We start from the raw sequence: 18,084 nt of genomic DNA on the forward strand, positions 1-18,084 counted from the left end.
TGCCGGCCGGCGCGAACTGCGTTATGATCTGATGTCGTCGCGCCGTAAGCGCGATCGAGCGATGGATCGGGGCCACTGATCTATTTCATCCGTCACAATTGAATTGGACCAGACATGCGCACATCGCTCCTCGCCGCATCGCTCCTGCTCGTCTCAGTCCCCGCCTTCGCGGCGGAGGAGCCGAGCGGCTGCGACAAGTTCAAATGGTCGATCGACCGCGCCCGCGCCGCGCTCACCGCGCCGGATCGCGCCAAGCTTGCCTCGGGGAGCGAGCAGGCGGCACTGCCGTCGACCGCCATCACGCTGGCGCTGGTGGCCCCAAGCGATGCCAAATTGCCGTCGCCGCCGGAGCGCGCGCCGAAGGACGGCACCTTCGCCGGCTTCACCAGCGTCAAGGCCGCACCGAAGGCCGGGCTCTATACGGTCAGCCTCTCGGCCGGCGCCTGGGTCGACCTGGTGCAGGACGGGCATTTCCTGAAGCCGAAGGCGTTCAGCGGCGCGACCGATTGCGACGGCATCCGCAAGACCATGAAATACGACCTCGCCGCCAGCCCCTTCGTGCTGCAGGTCAGCGGCGCCAAAGAGAACTCGCTGTCGATCGCGATCCAGCCGGCGGATCAATAGGACGATCCGTTAGACAAACGGTCGCCTTTACCGTAAGTCCCAGCCTGCTATGTTTGCAGTGCGATATCCTTGGGGGACCGTAAGTCCTTCGGGGACCAGCGGAACAGCGCTTCCGTCCGTCGCGGGCCAGACCTCACTCAACGCCTGATTTGCGCGTGCCCGTTCACGCGCGAACATGCACGGAGCGCTTTCCATGTCACGACTTTCAATTTCAAGACTTGCCGGACTTTTCAGCGCCTTCGTCATCCTGCTCGGCGCGATCCATTCGCCGGCGAGAGCCGAGGACAAGACGCTCACCGTGTTCGCCGCGGCCTCGATGAAGAACGCGCTCGACGAGATCGATGCGGCCTATACCGCCAAGACCGGCGTCAAGATCAGCGCCAGCTATGCGGCGAGCTCGGCGCTGGCCAAGCAGATCGAGCAGGGCGCGCCCGCCGACGTGTTCGTGTCCGCCGACACCGACTGGATGCACTACGCGATCAAGCAGAAGAACATCAATGAGCCGACGCGGGTGAACCTGCTCGGCAACTCGATCGTGCTGATCGCGCCGAAGGATTCCAAGATCGACAACGTCAACATCGGACCCGGCTTCGACCTCGCCAAGCTCGCCGGTGACGGCAGGATCGCCACCGGCGACGTCAAGGCGGTGCCGGTCGGCAAATACGCCAAGGCCGCGCTCGAGAAGCTCGGCGCCTGGCAGGCGGCGGAGCCGAAATTCGCGATGGCCGAGAGCGTGCGCGCGGCGCTGACGCTGGTTGCGCGCGGCGAGGCCGTGCTCGGCATCGTCTATTCGACCGACGCCAAGGTCGAGCCCGGCGTCAAGATCGTCGGCACCTTCCCGGCCGACACCCATCCGGCGATCATCTATCCGGTTGCGGCGACCACGACCGCGAAGGGCGAGACCGCTGACTATCTCGCCTTCCTGCGCTCTTCCGTGGCGAAGACGATCCTCGAGAAATACGGCTTCAAGTTCCTGATCAGCCCGACGACCTGATGTTCGAGATCTCGCCGACCGAATGGACGGCGATCCTGCTGTCGCTGCGGGTCGCCGTCATCGCAACTCTGGTGGCGACCCCGTTCGGGATCGCGCTCGCCTGGCTGCTGGCGCGGCGCGATTTCTGGGGCAAGTCGTTGCTCGATGCCGCCGTGCATCTGCCGCTGGTGCTGCCGCCCGTCGTCACCGGCTATCTGCTGCTGCTGACCTTCGGCAAGCGCGGCCTGGTCGGCGGCTGGCTGGCCGATCATCTCGGCATCGTGTTCGCGTTCCGCTGGACCGGCGCGGCGCTCGCCTGCGGCGTGATGTCGTTTCCGCTGCTGGTGCGCCCGATCCGCCTGTCGATCGAAGCCGTCGACCGCCGCCTCGAACAGGCAGCCGAGACGCTCGGCGCCGCGCCCTGGCGGGTGTTCGCGACGGTGACGCTGCCGCTCGCGCTGCCGGGCGTGCTGGCCGGCATGGTGCTCGGCTTCGCCAAGGCGATCGGCGAGTTCGGCGCGACCATCACCTTCGTCTCCAACATCCCAGGCGAGACCCAGACCATTTCATCGGCGATCTATTCGCTGATCCAGACGCCTGACGGCGACACCGCCGCGGCGCGACTCGTGGTCATCTCGGTGGTGCTCGCAGTCGGCGCGCTGGTCGCTGCCGAAGTGTTCGCACGCCGCGCCACCGCGCGCCTGCACGGGCACTAGCGATGTTGCGCGTCGACATCACCAAGCAGCTCGGAGAGTTCTCGCTCGCGGCGTCGTTCACCAGCGAGGGCCGCGTCACCGGCCTGTTTGGCGCGTCCGGCTCCGGCAAGACCTCGCTGATCAACACCATCGCGGGGCTGCTGCGTCCGGATCGCGGCACCATCGTGATCGACGGCGAGACGGTCGACGATACCGCGGCCGGCATCCATGTGCCGACCTGGCGCCGCCGCATCGGCTACGTCTTCCAGGACGCGCGGCTGTTTCCGCATCTCGATATCAGGCAGAACCTCGACTACGGCCGCCGCATGAACGGCCTCACTGAAGACCCCGCGCAGCACAAGCGCGTCGTCGATTTGCTCGACATCGGCGCCCTGCTCGACCGTCGCCCCGGCAAGCTCTCGGGCGGCGAGCGCCAGCGCGTCGCGCTCGGCCGGGCGCTACTGTCGAAGCCGCGGCTGCTGCTGCTCGACGAGCCGCTGGGCGCGCTCGACGAAAGCCGCAAGCTCGAGATCCTGCCCTATCTGGTGCGGCTGCGCGACGAGGCCGGCGTCCCGATGGTCTATGTCAGCCACGACGCCGCCGAGCTGCGCCAGCTCGCCACCCAGATCGTGATGCTGCGCCGCGGCCAGGTCACCGCGTTCGGCGGTGTTAAGGTGTTGACGGCGGGCGTATAGCTGGCCGTTTTTCCGAAAGTCGGCATAAGATAGCCCATCTTGTCTGCTAGGCTCGCGTCGGGACGTCCGATCCGGGCATGGGAAAGGCAAATTGTGCGACTGACTGGCTGGCTATTGCTGCTGATCGGCGGACTGTTGTGCGCCACGATTTCGTGGGCCGCACTCGGCTTCCTGCTGATGGGCGTCGGCCTGATCTCGTTGCAGGTCGCCGAACGCCGACGCCGCCAGGCGGATGATGCCGTGCCGGCCGGGGCCGCAGGATTTACCCCTCCGCGCCTCAGCCCCGGGCTGCAGCCGCCGACCCTCGACCCGGTCACCGGCCAGGACAACGGGCCACAGCGTCAGCCTCGCCGGGTGGCGTGGCCTGACAAGACTCGGCCGGACGCGGATGCGACCTACGACCGGCAGACCTGGCGCCGGCTGGTCGAGAGCGATCCCGATCTCGCCCAGCTTGCCAAGGTGCTGGCCGATTACGGCCCGCAATATGTCGATGAGCTCGCGGCCAGCTATCTCGCCGCCCCCGACAAGGGCCGCCTCGGCGCGATCGTCGACGGCATCATCGCGCGCGCCCGGGACAGCCAGCCGGCCCCGCCGCCCGCGCAAGCAGAGGGACCCCGGCCACCGCCGTTGCCGCCCCGGCCGGAGCCAAAGCAGGTGGCCGCGCCAGCCGCCAAGCCAACGGCTTCGCCGAGCAATCCCGCCGGTGGGCTGGAAGCATCGCTGCTCGCCACGGTCGAGGAGGCGACCGCCAGGATCGCCGCCGAGCGCGCCGGTCTCTTCAAGCTTGGCAAGGAGCCTAGCAAGGCAACCGACAACAGCCGGCCTTCGCCGGCGGGCCAGCGGGAACCGTTGTTCGGTCGCGCCCCGCGGGACGCAAAGCCAGCCGAACCGCCGCCGATGCCGGTTGCACCACCGGCCATGCCGGCGGAGACGCCGGCCGACCTCGAAGCGTCGCTGATCGCCGCCGTCAGCGAGGCCGCCGCCAGGCGGGCCGACGGATCGAAGCCGGCCCCGATTCCGGAGCCGACGCAACCTGCGGTGAAGCGCGAGCCCGAGATCCGGATCGTCGCCCCCACCTCGCCGAACCCCGCTCCGACGCCGCCCGCCAACACGCCGCCCGTGAAGACACCGCCAGCGAAGACGGCGGCCGACAATCTCGACGAGACGCTGCTCGCAGCGCTGGCCGAGATCTCCGGCCAGAAGTTGAAGGATGAGTCCAAGCAGGACGCGGCGTCCAAGGGCCCGCCGGGCGACGACGGCCTGTCCGACATGATCAAGAAGTTCGCCCCGGATTCGAACTTCCTGCGCAAGCAGTGACGGCGGTTTAGACGCCCGCCACCGACGCCCAGATATCGGCGAGCTTGCGCCGGACGGTCTGCATCCGCGTGCGCGGCACGACCTTCTCCTCTTCCTCCGGCAGGCGCAGGCCGACCACATTGACGCGGCCGCCGCTGATGCTGCGCGCCACCAGCACGATCTCGTCGAGTGCAAGCTCGGCACCTTCCTTCGGCGCGCGGTCGAGATTGATGTCGAAATAGTCCGCGAGCGTCAGCTTGGCCTGGTGCTCATCGACCTTGACGCCGTAGATTTCGGCGAGCTCGCCCAGCGTATGCTCGGCCGACACCATGAAGTCACCGAGCAGATGCGGATCGGGCGCGCTCGACGGCGCCATGTCGACGAAGAAGCGGTCGAGCGCCTCGGCGCGCTCCGGCGGCGCCAGCAGATAGATGTAGTCGCCGGGCGCGACCGGATCGGCCTCGACAGGCGTCAGGATCCGCTCGTCGCGGATCACCAGCGTCGGCTTCGACCAGGACGGGATCAGCCCGCGGCGGAAATACAGGCTCTTCGACCGCACCGGATAGCCGACCAGCTGCTGCTCGAGCTGGCCAGGCAGATCCAGCTCGACGCGGCGCGGGCCGCGTTCGGCGCGCGGCAGCGCGACGTGCAGCCGCCGCGCCGCCGGCGCCAGCGTCCAGCCCTGCAGCAGCAGCGAGATGATGACGACGACAAAGGCGACGTCGAAATAGAGATAGGCCTTCGACAGGCCGACCAGCATCGGGATCGAGGCAAGGAAGATCGCGACCGCGCCGCGCAGTCCCGTCCAGGCGATGAAGACCTTCTCGCGCCAGTTGAACTTGAACGGCGCGAGGCAGATCAGCACGGCCAGCGGCCGCGCCACCAGCATCAGCGCGAAGGCCACCAGCACCGCGCCGCCGGCGCTGGAGAGCAGGCGATGCGGCGAGACCAGAAGGCCGAGCAGCACGAACATCACGATCTGGGCCAGCCAGGTCGCGGCGTCGAGGAACGTCACCACCGAATTATGCGCACGGGTCGGCCGATTGCCGATGATAATACCGGCGAGATAGACCGCGAGGAATCCCGAGGCGTGCACGATCTGCGAGCCGCCGAAGATCACCAGCGCCGCCGTCGTGACGAACGGCGCATGCAGGCCCTGCGGCAGCGCCACGTAATTCAGCGCGATCACCACCAGCCGGCCGCCGATCACCCCGATGATGGCGCCGAGCACGGCCTCCTGGATGAACTCCATCGCGATGTGCGAGGCCGAGCTCTGGCCGATCGAGATGAACTCGACCAGCATCAAGGTGAGGAAGATCGCGAACGGATCGTTGGTGCCGGATTCCGCCTCCAGCGTCGCGCCGACGCGCGGGCGCAGGCGCAGGCCCTGGGTGTGCACCAGCAGGAACACCGCCGCCGCGTCGGTCGAGGCGACGACCGCGCCGACCAAAAGCGACTCGGTCCAGTTGAGGTCGAGCACGTAGCGGGCGACCGGCGCCGTGATCAGCGCTGTCAGCAGCACGCCGGCGGTCGCCAGCATCATCGAGGGCGCCAGCACGGTGCGGATGCTGGCAAACCGCGTCTTCAATCCGCCGTCGAACAGGATCAGCGCCAGCGCCACCGAGCCGACCAGATAGGTGGTGCGGACATCGTCGAACTGCAGCCGGCCGGGGCCGGAATCGCCCGCCAGCATGCCGACCAGCAAGAACACCAGCAGCAAGGGGGCGCCAAACCGCAACGCCAGCAGGCTCGACAGGATGCCGGCCATCACCAGCACCGCACCGAGCAGGATCGCTATACTGACGGAGTCGAGGGATGCCATGCGTCTTTGAAGGTCTCAAGGACTTGGGAGGTCTCAAATACTTGCAATTGCATCCTTATCGTCGCCACACTGGGACGCCAACCGATTTCTGTCATAAGCGGCAATGTGCCCGGCCTCACGCACCCTAGGTCGCCCCGACACTGTGGTGTATCGATGGTCGGGTGAGCGCTGTTGTGGGATTCTCTCCATGCATTCGAATCACATTTGCCTGACCCGCGCTTCAAGTTGAGAATTTGCCGATGGACATGAGCTGGAAGGACGTCCTGGAATCGATCCAACTGGCAGCGCGCTCGGTCGGCGCCGAGATCGCCTCGCCCTGGTTCTACCTGCAGTTCGGCATCATCCTCGCCGCCGCGGGGCTGGCCTATGCCGCCGATACCGCCATTCATGCGCGGGTCAACATGGCCACGCTGGCGAGCCGCTGGCCGCTGCCGCTCCGGCACTTCGCCCGCGTGATGGTGACGAGCGCCTCCACCGCCGTGTTCGCGGCGTTGATGGTGATCTCGCGCATCGTGATGTGGCACGCCACCTGGCCGAGCCGTAGCTATCTGATCGCAGTCTCCGCCAAGCTGGCGCTGGCCTGGCTGGTGATCCGCCTCGTGACATCGGTGATCGACAATGCCTTCATCGTCAAACTGGTCTCGATCGCGGCCTGGCTCGTCGCCGCCCTCAGCATCATCGGCCAGCTCGACTGGGCGGCCGATACGCTGGATTCGTTCGCCGTCGTGGTGGGCGGTCTGCGGCTGACGCCGCTGCTGCTGATCAAGGCCGGCGCGGTGCTGATCGTGGCGCTGTGGCTGAGCAATATCGTCAGCAATTTCATCGACGGCCAGATCACCCGCTCGACCGACCTGACCCCGTCGATCCAGGTGCTGTTGGTCAAGATCATTCGCATCGGCCTGATGGTCGTCGCGGTCGCCATCGCCTTGAGCGCGGTCGGGATCAATCTGTCGGCGCTGGCGGTGCTGTCCGGCGCCGTCGGTGTCGGCATCGGTTTCGGCCTGCAAAAGATCGTCGCCAACTTCATCTCGGGCATCATTCTGCTGGTCGACAAATCGGTGAAGCCGGGCGACCTCGTCACCATCGGGGACAGCCAGGGCCGCATCAGTGCGATGAAGACCCGCTATATCTCGGTCGCCGCCGGCGACGGCCGCGAGTTCCTGATTCCGAACGAGGACCTGGTGACGCAGAAGGTCACCAACTGGACCTACACCGACAAGAACACGCTGGTGAAGATCGCCTTCGCCGCCAATTACGACGCCGATCCGAGGCTGGTCTGCAAGCTCGCGATCGATACCGCGACGGCCCACGCCCGCGCGCTCAAAGGCAAGCCGCCGAACTGCATCCTGACCGAATTCGCCGAACTCGGCATGAAGTTCTCGCTGACCTTCTGGATCGCCGATCCCGATGGCATGGACGGTGTGAAGAGCGACGTCATGCTGTCGCTGTGGGACGCCTTCAAGCAACAGGGCATCAAGGTGCCCTATCCGGTGCGGGAACTCCGCATCCGCGGCGGCGCGCTGCCGGTCGAGAGCGTGGTCGAGGTCTCCAGCTAGCGTTTGAGCACGATTTTCCCGGACGATTGGCGGGTGTTGTTCCGGATTTGGCCGCGGAATCAAACCGTTTGGACATTGTCCCCATACCCAAGCTTGGCTTGCGCCGGGCGCGCCGATCATTAAATTAGGGCCAGAAATCAGCCCTTTGCCCGCAGAAACATCCCGCCCATGAGCTATATCGACGCCACCGACACCTCCCTTCGCAAGACCGGCCAGATCAAGCTGCACGGGCCAAGCGGCTTTGCCGGCATGCGCAAGGCGGGCGCCCTTGTGTCGAAATGCCTCGATGCGCTGACCGACATCGTCAAGCCGGGCGTCCCGACCTCTGTGATCGACGAGTTCGTCCGCAAGTTCGCGTTCGACCACGGCGCCTATCCGGCGACGCTGATGTATCGCGGCTATCGCTACTCGACCTGCACCTCGATCAATCACGTGGTCTGCCACGGCATGCCGGGCGACCGCCCGCTGAAGGAAGGCGACATCGTCAATGTCGACGTCACCTTCATCGTCGACGGCTGGTACGGCGATTCCAGCCGCATGTATGCGATCGGCGCCATCGCGCGGAAGGCGGAGCGGCTGATCGAGGTGACCTATGAGGCGATGATGCGCGGCATCGCTGCGGTGAAGCCCGGCGCCACCACAGGCGACATCGGCCACGCGATCCAGAGCTTCGTCGAACCGCAAGGCATGAGCGTGGTGCGCGACTTCTGCGGCCACGGCCTCGGCCGCCTGTTCCACGACGAGCCGAACATCATCCATATCGGCCGCCCCGGCGAAGGCGCGCCGCTGAAGCCCGGCATGTTCTTCACCATCGAGCCGATGATCAATCTCGGCAAGCCGCATGTGAAGATCCTGTCTGACGGCTGGACCGCGGTGACCCGCGACCGCTCGCTGTCGGCGCAGTTCGAGCACTCGGTCGGCGTCACCGCCGACGGCGTCGAGATCTTCACCCTCTCTGAGCGCCACGGCGAGAAGCCGTGGGTGCAGGTCTGACGCTTACTTCACCTCTCCCGCTTGCCGGGGAGGTCGGATCGCATCGACAGATGCGATCCGGGTGGGGGCTGCCTCCCCACAATGAAAGTCGCTCGCGGCAAAACCCCCACCCCGGCCCTCCCCCGCAAGCGGGAGAGGGGGAACGCAATCCCGACCTGGGTCTGGCTCGATCCAACCTCATCGAGCTCTGGCAAGCTCAATAGTCGCTCCGCGTGCGCCTCTCGATCTCCTCGGGCGCGTGGTTCTCGCCGATCGACATCGCACAGATCCGCGACAGATGCAGATAGGGCAGCCCGGTCTCCTCGGCCCAGGCGTTGAACTGCGCCTGCACCTTGGCGAGATCGCGCTTCGACTTGACCTCCTCGGCGATATCAAGCCCGGCATCGCGCAGGCAGGCGACGACGTCGCGCGAGGTGACGAAGCCGTCCCAGCCGAGGAAGCGCAGCAGCATTTGCCCGGTGTTGCCGCCGAGCCGGCTGCCGCGCTTCGCCAGCAGCTCCAGCAGCCCGATCTCATTGGATGACGGCCACGCCGCGAGGAACTTGCCGAAGCTGCCGTGCTCGCGCGCGATCTCTTGCACGAAGCGGCCATTGTCGCGCACCGACATGATCTTGGCGCCGTTGCGCACGATCCTGGCGTTGCTCGTCAGCTTCTCCCAGAACTCGTCGGGCTTGAACGCCAGCTTCGCGGGCTGGAAGCCGAGGAAGGCTGCCTCGAAGCCCTCCCATTTGGCATCGATCACGCTCCAGGCAAAGCCTGCGCAGAACACGCGCCTGGTCATCTCGGCCAGCACGCGGTCATCGCCGAGCTTTGCCAGCGCCTTGGCGCCGGCGGGCGGGTGCAGCAGCTTCTCCAGCGCCTTCGGCCCGCCCTTGCGCTTCTCGGCGCGCGCACGGATCACCTTGAATGACGTCACGCCGCCCTCCCCCTTTCGATCTCGCTGCAGGCAACGGTAATTCGCCCGCCGCGCGGTGGCAAATCTCGGCAGCATCAGCCCTTGCAAAACGCGGCCGGCACGGCAAGGTTGTGGCCGATGCCCACCAAACCCGATGCCAGCAACGACGAACCTGACGAGACGCCGCACTATCACGGCCATCGCGAACGGCTGCGCGAGCGCTTCTACGCGGCGGGGCCCGAGGCGCTGACCGACTATGAGCTGCTGGAGATGGCGCTGTTCGCCGCCATCCCGCGCCGCGACACCAAGCCACTGGCCAAGGCGCTGCTGAAAAAGTTCGGCTCGTTCGCCGAGGTGGTGCACGCGCCGGTGGCGCGGCTGCGCGAGGTCGACGGCGTCAAGGATGCCTCGATCAACCAGATCAAGCTGCTCGCCGCGGCGGCCGACCGGATCGCCAAGGGCGAGATCAAGCGCAGCATCGCGCTGTCGTCCTGGAACGACGTCATCGACTATTGCCGCTCCAGCATGGCGTTCGCCGACAAGGAGCAGTTCCGCCTGCTGTTCCTCGACAAGCGCAACCAGCTGATCGCCGACGAGGTGCAACAGACCGGCACCGTCGATCACACCCCGGTCTATCCCCGCGAGGTCATCAAGCGCGCGCTGGAATTGTCCGCCACCGCGCTGATCTTGGTGCATAACCATCCGAGCGGCGACCCGACACCGTCGCAGGCCGACATCCAGATGACGAAGGCGATCGTTGACATCGCCAAGCCGCTCGGGATCGCCGTGCATGATCACATCATCGTCGGCAAGAACGGGCATACCAGCTTCAAGGGCATGAAATTGATGTAGTCTTGCGGCCTTGAGGCGCGTCGCGCCGTCACCGCCCACCCTTGCCCACACACCGAGACGCCTCCACGGAGACGATCATGCCGAATGGTCCGAGCACGGTTCTCACGTCCGACGAGATTGGTGCGATGGCACGCGACGCCGTTGCCGAGGGACAGGCGGATCGCAAGCAGGCTGCATGGCAGACGATCCAACCGCTTCGAGAGGCCCAGCGCCACCAGCCCGAGGCAGCGATGGCGTTGGTCTGGATTGTCGACCAGCAAAGCCTCCCAAGGGACGAGGCGGCAGACCTGCTCCTGGAGATAGCGGATGCCCATGATGACGATATCGGTGTCCTCTCGGCGCTTGGGCAATGCCTCGAAGCGGTTCGCGACATCGATGATCTGAACGCGCCGCCGCCGGACCACCCGATCTTCCAGACAATGGTCGAGAAGCTGGACCGGCTGGCCAAGCTCCATGCGGGACCGTCTGAACAGGAGTGGATCCTGCGGGGACTGGCCACGGCCGCGCGAATGATGGCGCGCCAGCACGATGCGATCGTCGAGGACTGTCTTCGCAAGCTGGTCGCAATCGATCCACGCAAGAGCCCGCCGCATTACAATCTGGGCCTCTTCTACAAGACGCGCGGCAAGTTCGCAGAAGGCGTGGCAGCCAACCAGGCCGCCGCAGGCCTGTCGCAAGAGGTGATCGACAGCCACCAATGGAACCTCGGCATCTGCGCCACGGGCGCCGGAAACGCCGAGATCGCCCTGGATGTGTGGAAGCGGATGGGCCAGACGATCGAGCCTGGACGGTTCGGATTGCCGGAAGGCGGATATCCGGCCTGCAAGGTGAAGCTTGCCGAGCGGCCGCTTGCGGAGCGGACTGCGGACTCTGACGATCCGGGCCGGGAGGAAACGGTGTGGATCGAACGGCTGAGCCCATGCCACGGCATCATCCGCAGCGTGTTGTACGGCAAACTCGGCGTCGACTATGGCGACGTCATCCTCACGGATGGCGCCCCGATCACGCATCACACCTACGGCGAGCAGCAGATTCCGGTCTTCCCGCACCTGGCAACGCTGCTGCGTCGGAACTACCAGTTCTTCGATTTCGCGGGAACGCAGGAGACGGCACGGCAACTGGCCGACATCACCGACGAATTGGACGAGGACGCCGTGATCTATTCGCACTCCGAAGGCTTCAAGATCATGTGCGCGAATTGCTGGCGCAACCCCGATATCGATCACGCCGATCACGAGCAGATGGAGAAGCACGTCGTCGTCGGCCGCATTGCCGCGCCTCCCGACATCGCGCCCGCGCGACTTCTGCACCTGATCGACACCGCCATCGAGAAGCGTAGAACCTGCCAGCTCTACGCACCCGATCTGTGTGCGGCGGCCGGACAGGCGGCACGCGAGCGGATCGACCGACGCCGGTTTGCGCTGCTGGCGAACAACTAGCTTCACCGTCGTCCTGGCTTTCGCCAGGACGACGATAAGGGTTAGTTCGCTTCAAGACGCCAAACACGCGGTGTCATCACCCGCGCAAGCGGGTGATCCAGTATTCCAGAGACAGCGGTGCTTACGCCGAGAAGCCGCGGCGTACTAGATCGCCCGGTCGAGCCGGGCGATGACAGCAGTGAGTGAGGACATAGCTTCGCATTCTCGCGACATGAACGGGCAAGGGTTGACGGGATTTTGCCGCGTTGCCCGTGGGGTGGTCACACGGCCATCACTCTCCCATCATTCCGGGGCAGCCCGCAGGGCTTAGCCCGGAATCCATTCATCCGCCTAACATGCGGTGCGATGGATTCCGGGCTCGCGCTTCGCGCTCCCCGGAATGACGAACAGAAAGTGGATTGCCTCGAAACCTGGCACCGCTTGGCGTCATACGAACCACGAACTCTTGCCGCTAACATCACCTATGCAACGTTTTCCGCACGGCGGCGTTTGTTGCAGGTTGAATTGATGGCTGTGTTCCGACCCTGGGGGACCGATGTCCGATTTCGTGATTGAGGAAGGGCTGCCCTATCCGCTGGGTGCCCATTGGAGCGGCCACGGCACCAATTTCGCGGTGTTCTCCGCCAATGCCACCAAGGTCGAGGTCTGCCTGTTCGACGGCGAGCGCGAGACCCATCGCTTCGAGCTGCCGGAATATACCGACCAGGTGTTTCACGGCTTCATCAACGGCGTGCAGCCCGGCACCTTCTACGGCTATCGCGTGTACGGCCCCTACCAGCCCGATGGCGGCCACCGCTTCAATCCGAACAAGCTGCTGCTCGATCCCTATGCTTGCGCCCATGCCGGCAGCCTCACCTGGAATCCGGCGGTGTTCGGCTACAAGATGGAGAGCGGCGACGACTTGACCTTCGACGAGCGCGACAGCGCACCGTTCATGCCGAAATGCGTGGTGGTCGATCCCAATTTCGACTGGGTCCAGGAGGCGCAGCGCCAGGACGTGCATTGGGACGAAACCGTCGTCTACGAGACGCATGTCAAGGGCTTTACCAAACAGCACCCCCGCATCGACGAACATTTGCGCGGCACCTATGCCGGCTTCGGCTCCAATGCCGCGATCGATCATCTGAAGACGCTCGGCATCACCTCGGTCGAGCTGCTGCCGGTGCATTCCTTCATCAACGACATTAATCTGCTGGACAAGCACCTCACCAATTACTGGGGCTACAACACGATCGGCTTCTTCGCGCCGGATCCGCGCTACGCCGCCGACGTGCCGAACAGCCTGCGCGAGTTCAAGGAGATGGTGTCGCGGCTGCATGGCGCCGGGCTCGAGGTGATCCTCGACGTCGTCTACAACCACACCGCCGAAGGCAATGAGCGCGGCCCGACGCTGTCGTTCAAGGGCATCGACAATGCGAGCTACTATCGCCTCTTGCCAGACAAGCGCCGCTACTACATCAACGACACCGGCACCGGCAACACGGTGAACCTGTCGCATCCGCGGGTGATCCAGCTGGTGATGGACAGCCTGCGCTACTGGGCCGGCCACATGCATGTCGATGGCTTCCGATTTGACCTCGGCACCATCCTGGCGCGCGAGGTCTATGGCTTCGACGAGCAGTCCGGCTTCCTGAAGGCGATGAACCAGGACCCGCTGCTCGCGACGGTCAAGCTGATCGCCGAACCCTGGGACTGCGGCCCCGGCGGCTACCAGGTCGGCGGCTTCCCGCCGGGCTGGGCCGAATGGAACGACAAGTACCGCAACAGCGTGCGCGATTTCTGGCGTGGCGAGGCCGCGCCAGGCAGCCTCGCGCCGCGGCTGCTCGGCTCGCACGACGTGTTCAACCGCGAGGGCCGTCGCACCTGGGCCAGCGTCAACTTCATCACCGCCCATGACGGCTTCACCCTGAACGACTGGGCGAGCTACAACAACAAGCACAACGAGGCCAACGGCGAGAACAACAATGACGGCTCGTCCGACAACCACTCCTGGAATTGCGGCGCGGAAGGGCCGACCGACAACCCCGAGATCCGAGCTTTACGCGAACGGCAGAAGCGCAACATGCTGGCGACGCTGCTCGCCTCCCAGGGCACGCCGATGCTGCTCGGCGGCGACGAGTTCGGCCGCACCCAGCGCGGCAACAACAACGCCTATTGCCAGGACAACGACATCTCCTGGTTCGACTGGAATTTTTCCGACGACGCCAACAAGCTGCTCGCCTTCACCAGGCGGATGATCAAATTGCGGCGCGACTATCCGATCCTGCGCCGCAGCCGCTTTCTCTCCGGCGATCGCGATCCGCAGCTCGCGATCCGCGACGTGGTCTGGATCAACGCCTCGGGCGTCGAGATGACGCAGGCCGACTGGACCACCGGCTGGATCAAATGCTTCGGCGTCGTGCTCGACGGCCGCGCCCGCAAGACCGCGATCGCCCGCGAGGGCGAGGACGACACCGTGCTTGTCATCCTCAACAGCTATGAGGGCGAGGTCGATTTCAAGCTGCCGGCGACCTCAGCCGGCCCGCACTGGTCACTGCTGCTCGACACCAATGCGCCGGAGCAAGCCGCAAATGAGCCGTTCGCGTTCGACAGCACGTACAAGGCGGCTGGGCGTTCATTTGTCCTCTTCACGACGGGCGAGGTGAAGTAGTCGCCCCGCGACCACTCTCGTCATTCCGGGGCGGCGCGCAGCGCCGAGCCCGGAATCCATTCCACCACCAAACGCGCGGCCCGATGGATTCCGGGCTCGTGCGAAGCCTGTCATCGGGCGCGCGTTCGCGCGACCCGTTGGCACGCCCCGGAATGACGAGAGTGCTCGCACCTCCGGCTCAGTCCCGTGGCGATATCCGGAATGGCGCGTCGAGCCCAATCGCCTTGATGGACCGGAGGCGGCATGGTCTTATGACCGCCTGGGGGAGGCGCTGAGGAATGGCAGTATTTCGGAGCTCTGCTTTGCCGGTCGGCAAGCAGGCCGGACGCGATGTCAACGTTTGGACGCTCCGTTTCGCCGATTCGAACCTTGAACGGCAATATCGCGATTCCAAATTGCTCTTCCTGTTTGCCGCCACGCGCACGATCTACGCCCTGGCGGCCGGGATCTGGGCAGTGTTCACCCTGCTCAACGAGTTCGCGATCCACGATCCGTCCGCATCGCTACTCGCGCTCAGAATCGTTGCCATCCTCGGAAATATTGCGGCCTTTGTCGTGACGCTTGCCATGAGGCCCGGGCGATGGGTCGAGGTCGGCATATCGGCCATGGCCGCCTTCAACCTCTTCTGCCTGTCGCTTGTGCTCGCATCGATGTCGCCGGTTTCTCTGCCGTATTATACTCCGCTTTCAAACGCGATCGTGCAGGTTCTGTGCTGCTACAGCTTCGGCGTCATCAGCTTTGCGGAGGGCACGCTGTTCGCGTCTTTTGTCCTCGCGGGGTTTTTCGCGAGCGTGACTGTCATGTGGCCTGAACCGCCCCTGAAGATATTCTTCAGCGCGACGTGGCTCTGCACCGCGATCTCGCTGGTCGGACTGGGTTCGTATCTGCTCGATCGAACCCAACGCATCGCCTGGCTGCGCCAACTCGACCTGACTGAGGCCGAGGACCGGATCCGTGCATTGCTGCACAACGTGCTGCCGCCCTCGATCGCCGCGCGCAAGCTGGACGGCGAAGCGATCATCGCGGACGATTACGGCGAGGCGAGCCTGCTGTTTGCCGACGTGGTCGGCTTCACGGCGCTGTCGGCCACCATGTCTTCGACAGCACTCGTGACCATGCTGAACGAATTGTTCGCGCGCTTTGATCGCATCGTCGCGCGCCGTGGCCTCGAGAAGATCAAGACGATCGGCGATTGCTACATGGTTGCGTCAGGCGTTCCGCACGCGCGGGACGACCATCTGCAGGTCCTGATGTCGGTGGCCCTCGAAATATTGGACGAGGTGACCAAGGTCCGCACGCCGGACGGCGGAACCCTCGCCGTCCGGATTGGCATGCATAGCGGTCCGGTGACGGCCGGCGTGATCGGCCGAGTCCAAATTCATCTTCGATGTCTGGGGCGATACCGTCAATGTGGCGAGCCGGATGGAGAGTAACGGCGCCGCAGGTCAGATTCAGGTCACCGAGCCGGTGATGCGCGCGCTGATGGACCAATATTCATTCGATGGGCCGCAGATGATCGACGTCAAAGGCAAGGGACCGACACAGGTTTGGAAGCTGAAGCCGGCATAGGGCGCGCTGACGAATTCCGCTCCCGCTCAGAGGCGGCGCCCGCCCCCTCCCAAGGTCCCCACCCCGCGACCCCGCCGCCCAATTGACATTCGCCGTCGCCCTGCCAGACTTCGCGGAAAATACAGGGTGGAGACCTCTGGATGGCCAATCTTTCGGCCTCAAATCACGTCGCCCGTGTTTTATCGGCGGCCAATCAGGTGGCCGGCGTCGACACCGAGGCGCGGATTGCCGCGTCCTGGCGGCGCTGCGTGGTCAATCACAACCTCGATCCGGCCCGGCGCGGGCCGCCGCAGACGCTGACCGAGGCCGAAGTCCGGCACATCGCCGAGCCGATGGAAGATTTGATCCAGGTCGCGATCCCGGAAATCGAGGACCTTGCCCGCGTACTCCACGACACTGGCTATTGCGTCAACCTTGCCGACCCCAACGCGACCATGCTGGTGAGCCGTCTGCCCGGAGGCGACTACGACCGGATGTTCCTGGAATGGAAGATCTACACCGGCTCGAACTTTGCCGAGACCTTCGAGGGCACCAACGGGCTCGGCACCGCGCTCGCCGAGCAGCGGCCGATCATCGTGCATGGCGACGAGCATTTCCGCGAGCAGTGGCACATGTTCACCTGCGCGGTGTCGCCGCTGTTCGATCATGCCGGCCGGCTCGCGGGCGCCGTCAACATCTCCTCCTGCCGCAGCGATCTCGGCCGCAGCGCGCATGAACTGGCGCTGGCCGTCACCGCGGAGACGACGCGGCGGATCGAGCAGTCGTTCTTCCGCCGGCGCTACCGCGCTTCCTGGATTGCGACCTTGCCCGGCGACGGGCACGGCATGCTCGCCTATGACGACGACCGCCGCGTCGTCGGCGCCTGCCGCACCGCGCGCGGCGTGTTCGGCCTGACCGATGCGATGATCGATGACGGCATCGACCTGTCGCACCTGATCCAGCTCGACGATCGCGCGACACGCGCTGCGGACGATCCGGTCACGCTGCGACGGGCCGACGGCACGCCATGGGGCCGCGGCCGCGTCGCGCCACCGGTGCGCGCGCGCGTCTCCCGTCCATTACCTGCGCCGCCGCGTGAACCACCGGCCGGACAGTTTTCCGGCCTGCACCGGCTGGCCGGCCGCGATCCCGTGCTGATCAAGGGCGTGAAGCGACTGAAGACCGTCGGCAATCTCGATCTGCCGATCCTGCTGCATGGCGAGACCGGTGCCGGCAAGGACGTGTTCGCGCGTGCCATCCACGCCGCGAGCAATCGCGCCGGCCGCAACTACGTCGCGCTGAACTGCGCGGCGATGCCGGAGAGCCTGATCGACGCCGAGCTGTTCGGCTACGAGGCCGGCGCCTTCACCGGCGCGCGGCGCGAAGGATCGAAGGGCCTGATCGTGCAGGCGAGCGGCGGCACGCTGTTCCTTGACGAGATCGGCGACATGCCGCTGGCGCTGCAGACGCGGCTGCTCCGCGTGCTGGAGAACCGCGAGGTCTGGCCGCTTGGCGCGCTGAAGCCTGTCGCCGTCGACATCCGCCTGATCAGCGCCACCCATCGCGACCTGGCGCGGATGGCCGAGAATGGCAGCTTCCGCTCTGATCTTTATTACCGGCTGCGCGGCATGGAGATCCGCCTGCCCGCGCTGCGCGAGCGCGCGGACCGGCGCGAGGTGATCGCGCAGATCGCCGACGAGGAAGCACCGCACTGCCGCATCGCACCGGATGCCTGGACGCAGCTGATGGCCTATCCGTTCCCCGGCAACATGCGCCAGCTTCGCCACGTGCTGCGCCTGGCCGGTGCGACCGCCGAGAACGGCGTCATCACCGAGGCCGACCTCGATCTGCAGCCGTTCGCCACGCGCAGCGCAGCCGATCATGCGGCGAACGAGCGCGCCGCGATCGCCGACGCGTTGCGCGCCAATGGCGGAAGAGCGACGGATGCGGCCAAGGCGCTCGGGCTCAGCCGCGCGACGTTGTACCGGAAGATCAAGGCGTTAGGGATCGAGCTGGACAGCTAGATCCGAACAGCGTCTCCTGTTC

15 protein-coding genes are annotated in these 18,084 nt (G+C 65.7%); 13 read left to right on the forward strand and 2 right to left on the reverse strand.

All coding sequences use genetic code 11. The features are described from left to right. The first annotated feature begins 114 nt into the window (after positions 1-114). From QDT69_RS29950 to QDT69_RS29970, 5 genes are all read left to right on the forward strand, one after another. Positions 115-624: a hypothetical protein gene (locus tag QDT69_RS29950; RefSeq protein WP_279710064.1), complete on the forward strand. Its 510-nt coding sequence runs from the start codon at positions 115-117 to the stop codon at positions 622-624. 208 nt (positions 625-832) lie between these two features. Continuing rightward, entirely contained in the window at positions 833-1,618 is a 786-nt protein-coding gene (gene modA, locus QDT69_RS29955) for a molybdate ABC transporter substrate-binding protein (RefSeq protein WP_279710147.1), read from the forward strand. Next, complete coding sequence (gene modB / locus QDT69_RS29960; protein WP_279710065.1) at positions 1,618-2,313, forward strand: molybdate ABC transporter permease subunit; 696 nt, start codon at positions 1,618-1,620, stop codon at positions 2,311-2,313. Before modA ends, modB begins: the two co-directional genes overlap by 1 nt. A 2-nt stretch (positions 2,314-2,315) precedes the next feature. Continuing rightward, positions 2,316-2,987, forward strand: a complete 672-nt coding sequence (modC, locus tag QDT69_RS29965) for a molybdenum ABC transporter ATP-binding protein (RefSeq protein WP_279710066.1) — start codon at positions 2,316-2,318, stop codon at positions 2,985-2,987. 93 nt (positions 2,988-3,080) lie between these two features. After that, complete coding sequence (locus QDT69_RS29970) at positions 3,081-4,304, forward strand: hypothetical protein (RefSeq protein WP_279710067.1); 1,224 nt, start codon at positions 3,081-3,083, stop codon at positions 4,302-4,304. Between the two features lie 7 nt (positions 4,305-4,311). Here QDT69_RS29970 and QDT69_RS29975 read toward each other — a convergent pair whose 3' ends face one another. Further along, positions 4,312-6,105 carry a potassium/proton antiporter gene (locus tag QDT69_RS29975; RefSeq protein WP_279710069.1) on the reverse strand — a complete coding sequence of 598 codons (1,794 nt, stop codon included), beginning with the start codon at positions 6,103-6,105 and terminating at the stop codon, positions 4,312-4,314. A gap of 239 nt (positions 6,106-6,344) precedes the next feature. On the opposite strand from QDT69_RS29975, the gene QDT69_RS29980 reads away from it, so the two are divergent. Together QDT69_RS29980 and map are read left to right on the forward strand one after the other, a co-directional pair. Beyond that, positions 6,345-7,661: a mechanosensitive ion channel domain-containing protein gene (locus QDT69_RS29980; RefSeq protein WP_279710070.1), complete on the forward strand. Its 1,317-nt coding sequence runs from the start codon at positions 6,345-6,347 to the stop codon at positions 7,659-7,661. A gap of 168 nt (positions 7,662-7,829) precedes the next feature. After that, entirely contained in the window at positions 7,830-8,654 is an 825-nt protein-coding gene (gene map, locus QDT69_RS29985) for a type I methionyl aminopeptidase (RefSeq protein WP_050426054.1), read from the forward strand. Between the two features lie 196 nt (positions 8,655-8,850). Here map and QDT69_RS29990 read toward each other — a convergent pair whose 3' ends face one another. After that, the gene (locus QDT69_RS29990; RefSeq protein ID WP_279710072.1) at positions 8,851-9,570 is read right to left on the reverse strand and encodes a DNA-3-methyladenine glycosylase I; all 720 of its coding nucleotides are present in this window, start codon (positions 9,568-9,570) and stop codon (positions 8,851-8,853) included. A gap of 117 nt (positions 9,571-9,687) precedes the next feature. On the opposite strand from QDT69_RS29990, the gene radC reads away from it, so the two are divergent. The 6 genes from radC (at position 9,688) to QDT69_RS30020 (ending at position 18,062) form a co-directional block, all read left to right on the forward strand. Then, positions 9,688-10,401 (forward strand): DNA repair protein RadC, encoded by a 714-nt coding sequence (gene radC / locus QDT69_RS29995; RefSeq protein ID WP_279710073.1) that lies wholly within the window; start codon positions 9,688-9,690, stop codon positions 10,399-10,401. 77 nt (positions 10,402-10,478) lie between these two features. Next, positions 10,479-11,840, forward strand: a complete 1,362-nt coding sequence (locus tag QDT69_RS30000) for a prenyltransferase (protein ID WP_279710074.1) — start codon at positions 10,479-10,481, stop codon at positions 11,838-11,840. 535 nt (positions 11,841-12,375) lie between these two features. Next, on the forward strand, positions 12,376-14,490 hold the full coding sequence (gene glgX / locus QDT69_RS30005) for a glycogen debranching protein GlgX (protein ID WP_279710075.1): 2,115 nt from the start codon (positions 12,376-12,378) through the stop codon (positions 14,488-14,490). A gap of 302 nt (positions 14,491-14,792) precedes the next feature. Then, positions 14,793-15,923, forward strand: a complete 1,131-nt coding sequence (locus QDT69_RS30010) for an adenylate/guanylate cyclase domain-containing protein (protein WP_279710076.1) — start codon at positions 14,793-14,795, stop codon at positions 15,921-15,923. Then, entirely contained in the window at positions 15,913-16,059 is a 147-nt protein-coding gene (locus QDT69_RS30015; protein WP_279710077.1) for an adenylate/guanylate cyclase domain-containing protein, read from the forward strand. The genes QDT69_RS30010 and QDT69_RS30015 overlap by 11 nt, the downstream gene beginning before the upstream one ends. A 140-nt stretch (positions 16,060-16,199) precedes the next feature. Continuing rightward, positions 16,200-18,062 (forward strand): sigma-54-dependent Fis family transcriptional regulator, encoded by a 1,863-nt coding sequence (locus QDT69_RS30020; RefSeq protein WP_279710078.1) that lies wholly within the window; start codon positions 16,200-16,202, stop codon positions 18,060-18,062. Positions 18,063-18,084 lie beyond the last annotated feature (22 nt).

The organism is Bradyrhizobium sp. CER78, from assembly GCF_029846235.1.
Classification (GTDB): Bacteria; Pseudomonadota; Alphaproteobacteria; order Rhizobiales; family Xanthobacteraceae; genus Bradyrhizobium.

Bases quoted from the DNA above. Each gene is read 5' to 3' on its own strand.
- QDT69_RS30000 (WP_279710074.1), top strand. From the start codon at position 10,479: ATGCCGAATGGTCCGAGCACGGTTCTCACGTCCGACGAGATTGGTGCG.
- QDT69_RS29975 (WP_279710069.1), bottom strand. From the start codon at position 6,105: ATGGCATCCCTCGACTCCGTCAGTATAGCGATCCTGCTCGGTGCGGTG.
- QDT69_RS30020 (WP_279710078.1), top strand. From the start codon at position 16,200: ATGGCCAATCTTTCGGCCTCAAATCACGTCGCCCGTGTTTTATCGGCG.
- modB (WP_279710065.1), top strand. From the start codon at position 1,618: ATGTTCGAGATCTCGCCGACCGAATGGACGGCGATCCTGCTGTCGCTG.
- map (WP_050426054.1), top strand. From the start codon at position 7,830: ATGAGCTATATCGACGCCACCGACACCTCCCTTCGCAAGACCGGCCAG.
- modC (WP_279710066.1), top strand. From the start codon at position 2,316: ATGTTGCGCGTCGACATCACCAAGCAGCTCGGAGAGTTCTCGCTCGCG.
- QDT69_RS29950 (WP_279710064.1), top strand. From the start codon at position 115: ATGCGCACATCGCTCCTCGCCGCATCGCTCCTGCTCGTCTCAGTCCCC.
- glgX (WP_279710075.1), top strand. From the start codon at position 12,376: ATGTCCGATTTCGTGATTGAGGAAGGGCTGCCCTATCCGCTGGGTGCC.
- QDT69_RS30015 (WP_279710077.1), top strand. From the start codon at position 15,913: ATGGAGAGTAACGGCGCCGCAGGTCAGATTCAGGTCACCGAGCCGGTG.
- QDT69_RS29980 (WP_279710070.1), top strand. From the start codon at position 6,345: ATGGACATGAGCTGGAAGGACGTCCTGGAATCGATCCAACTGGCAGCG.
- radC (WP_279710073.1), top strand. From the start codon at position 9,688: ATGCCCACCAAACCCGATGCCAGCAACGACGAACCTGACGAGACGCCG.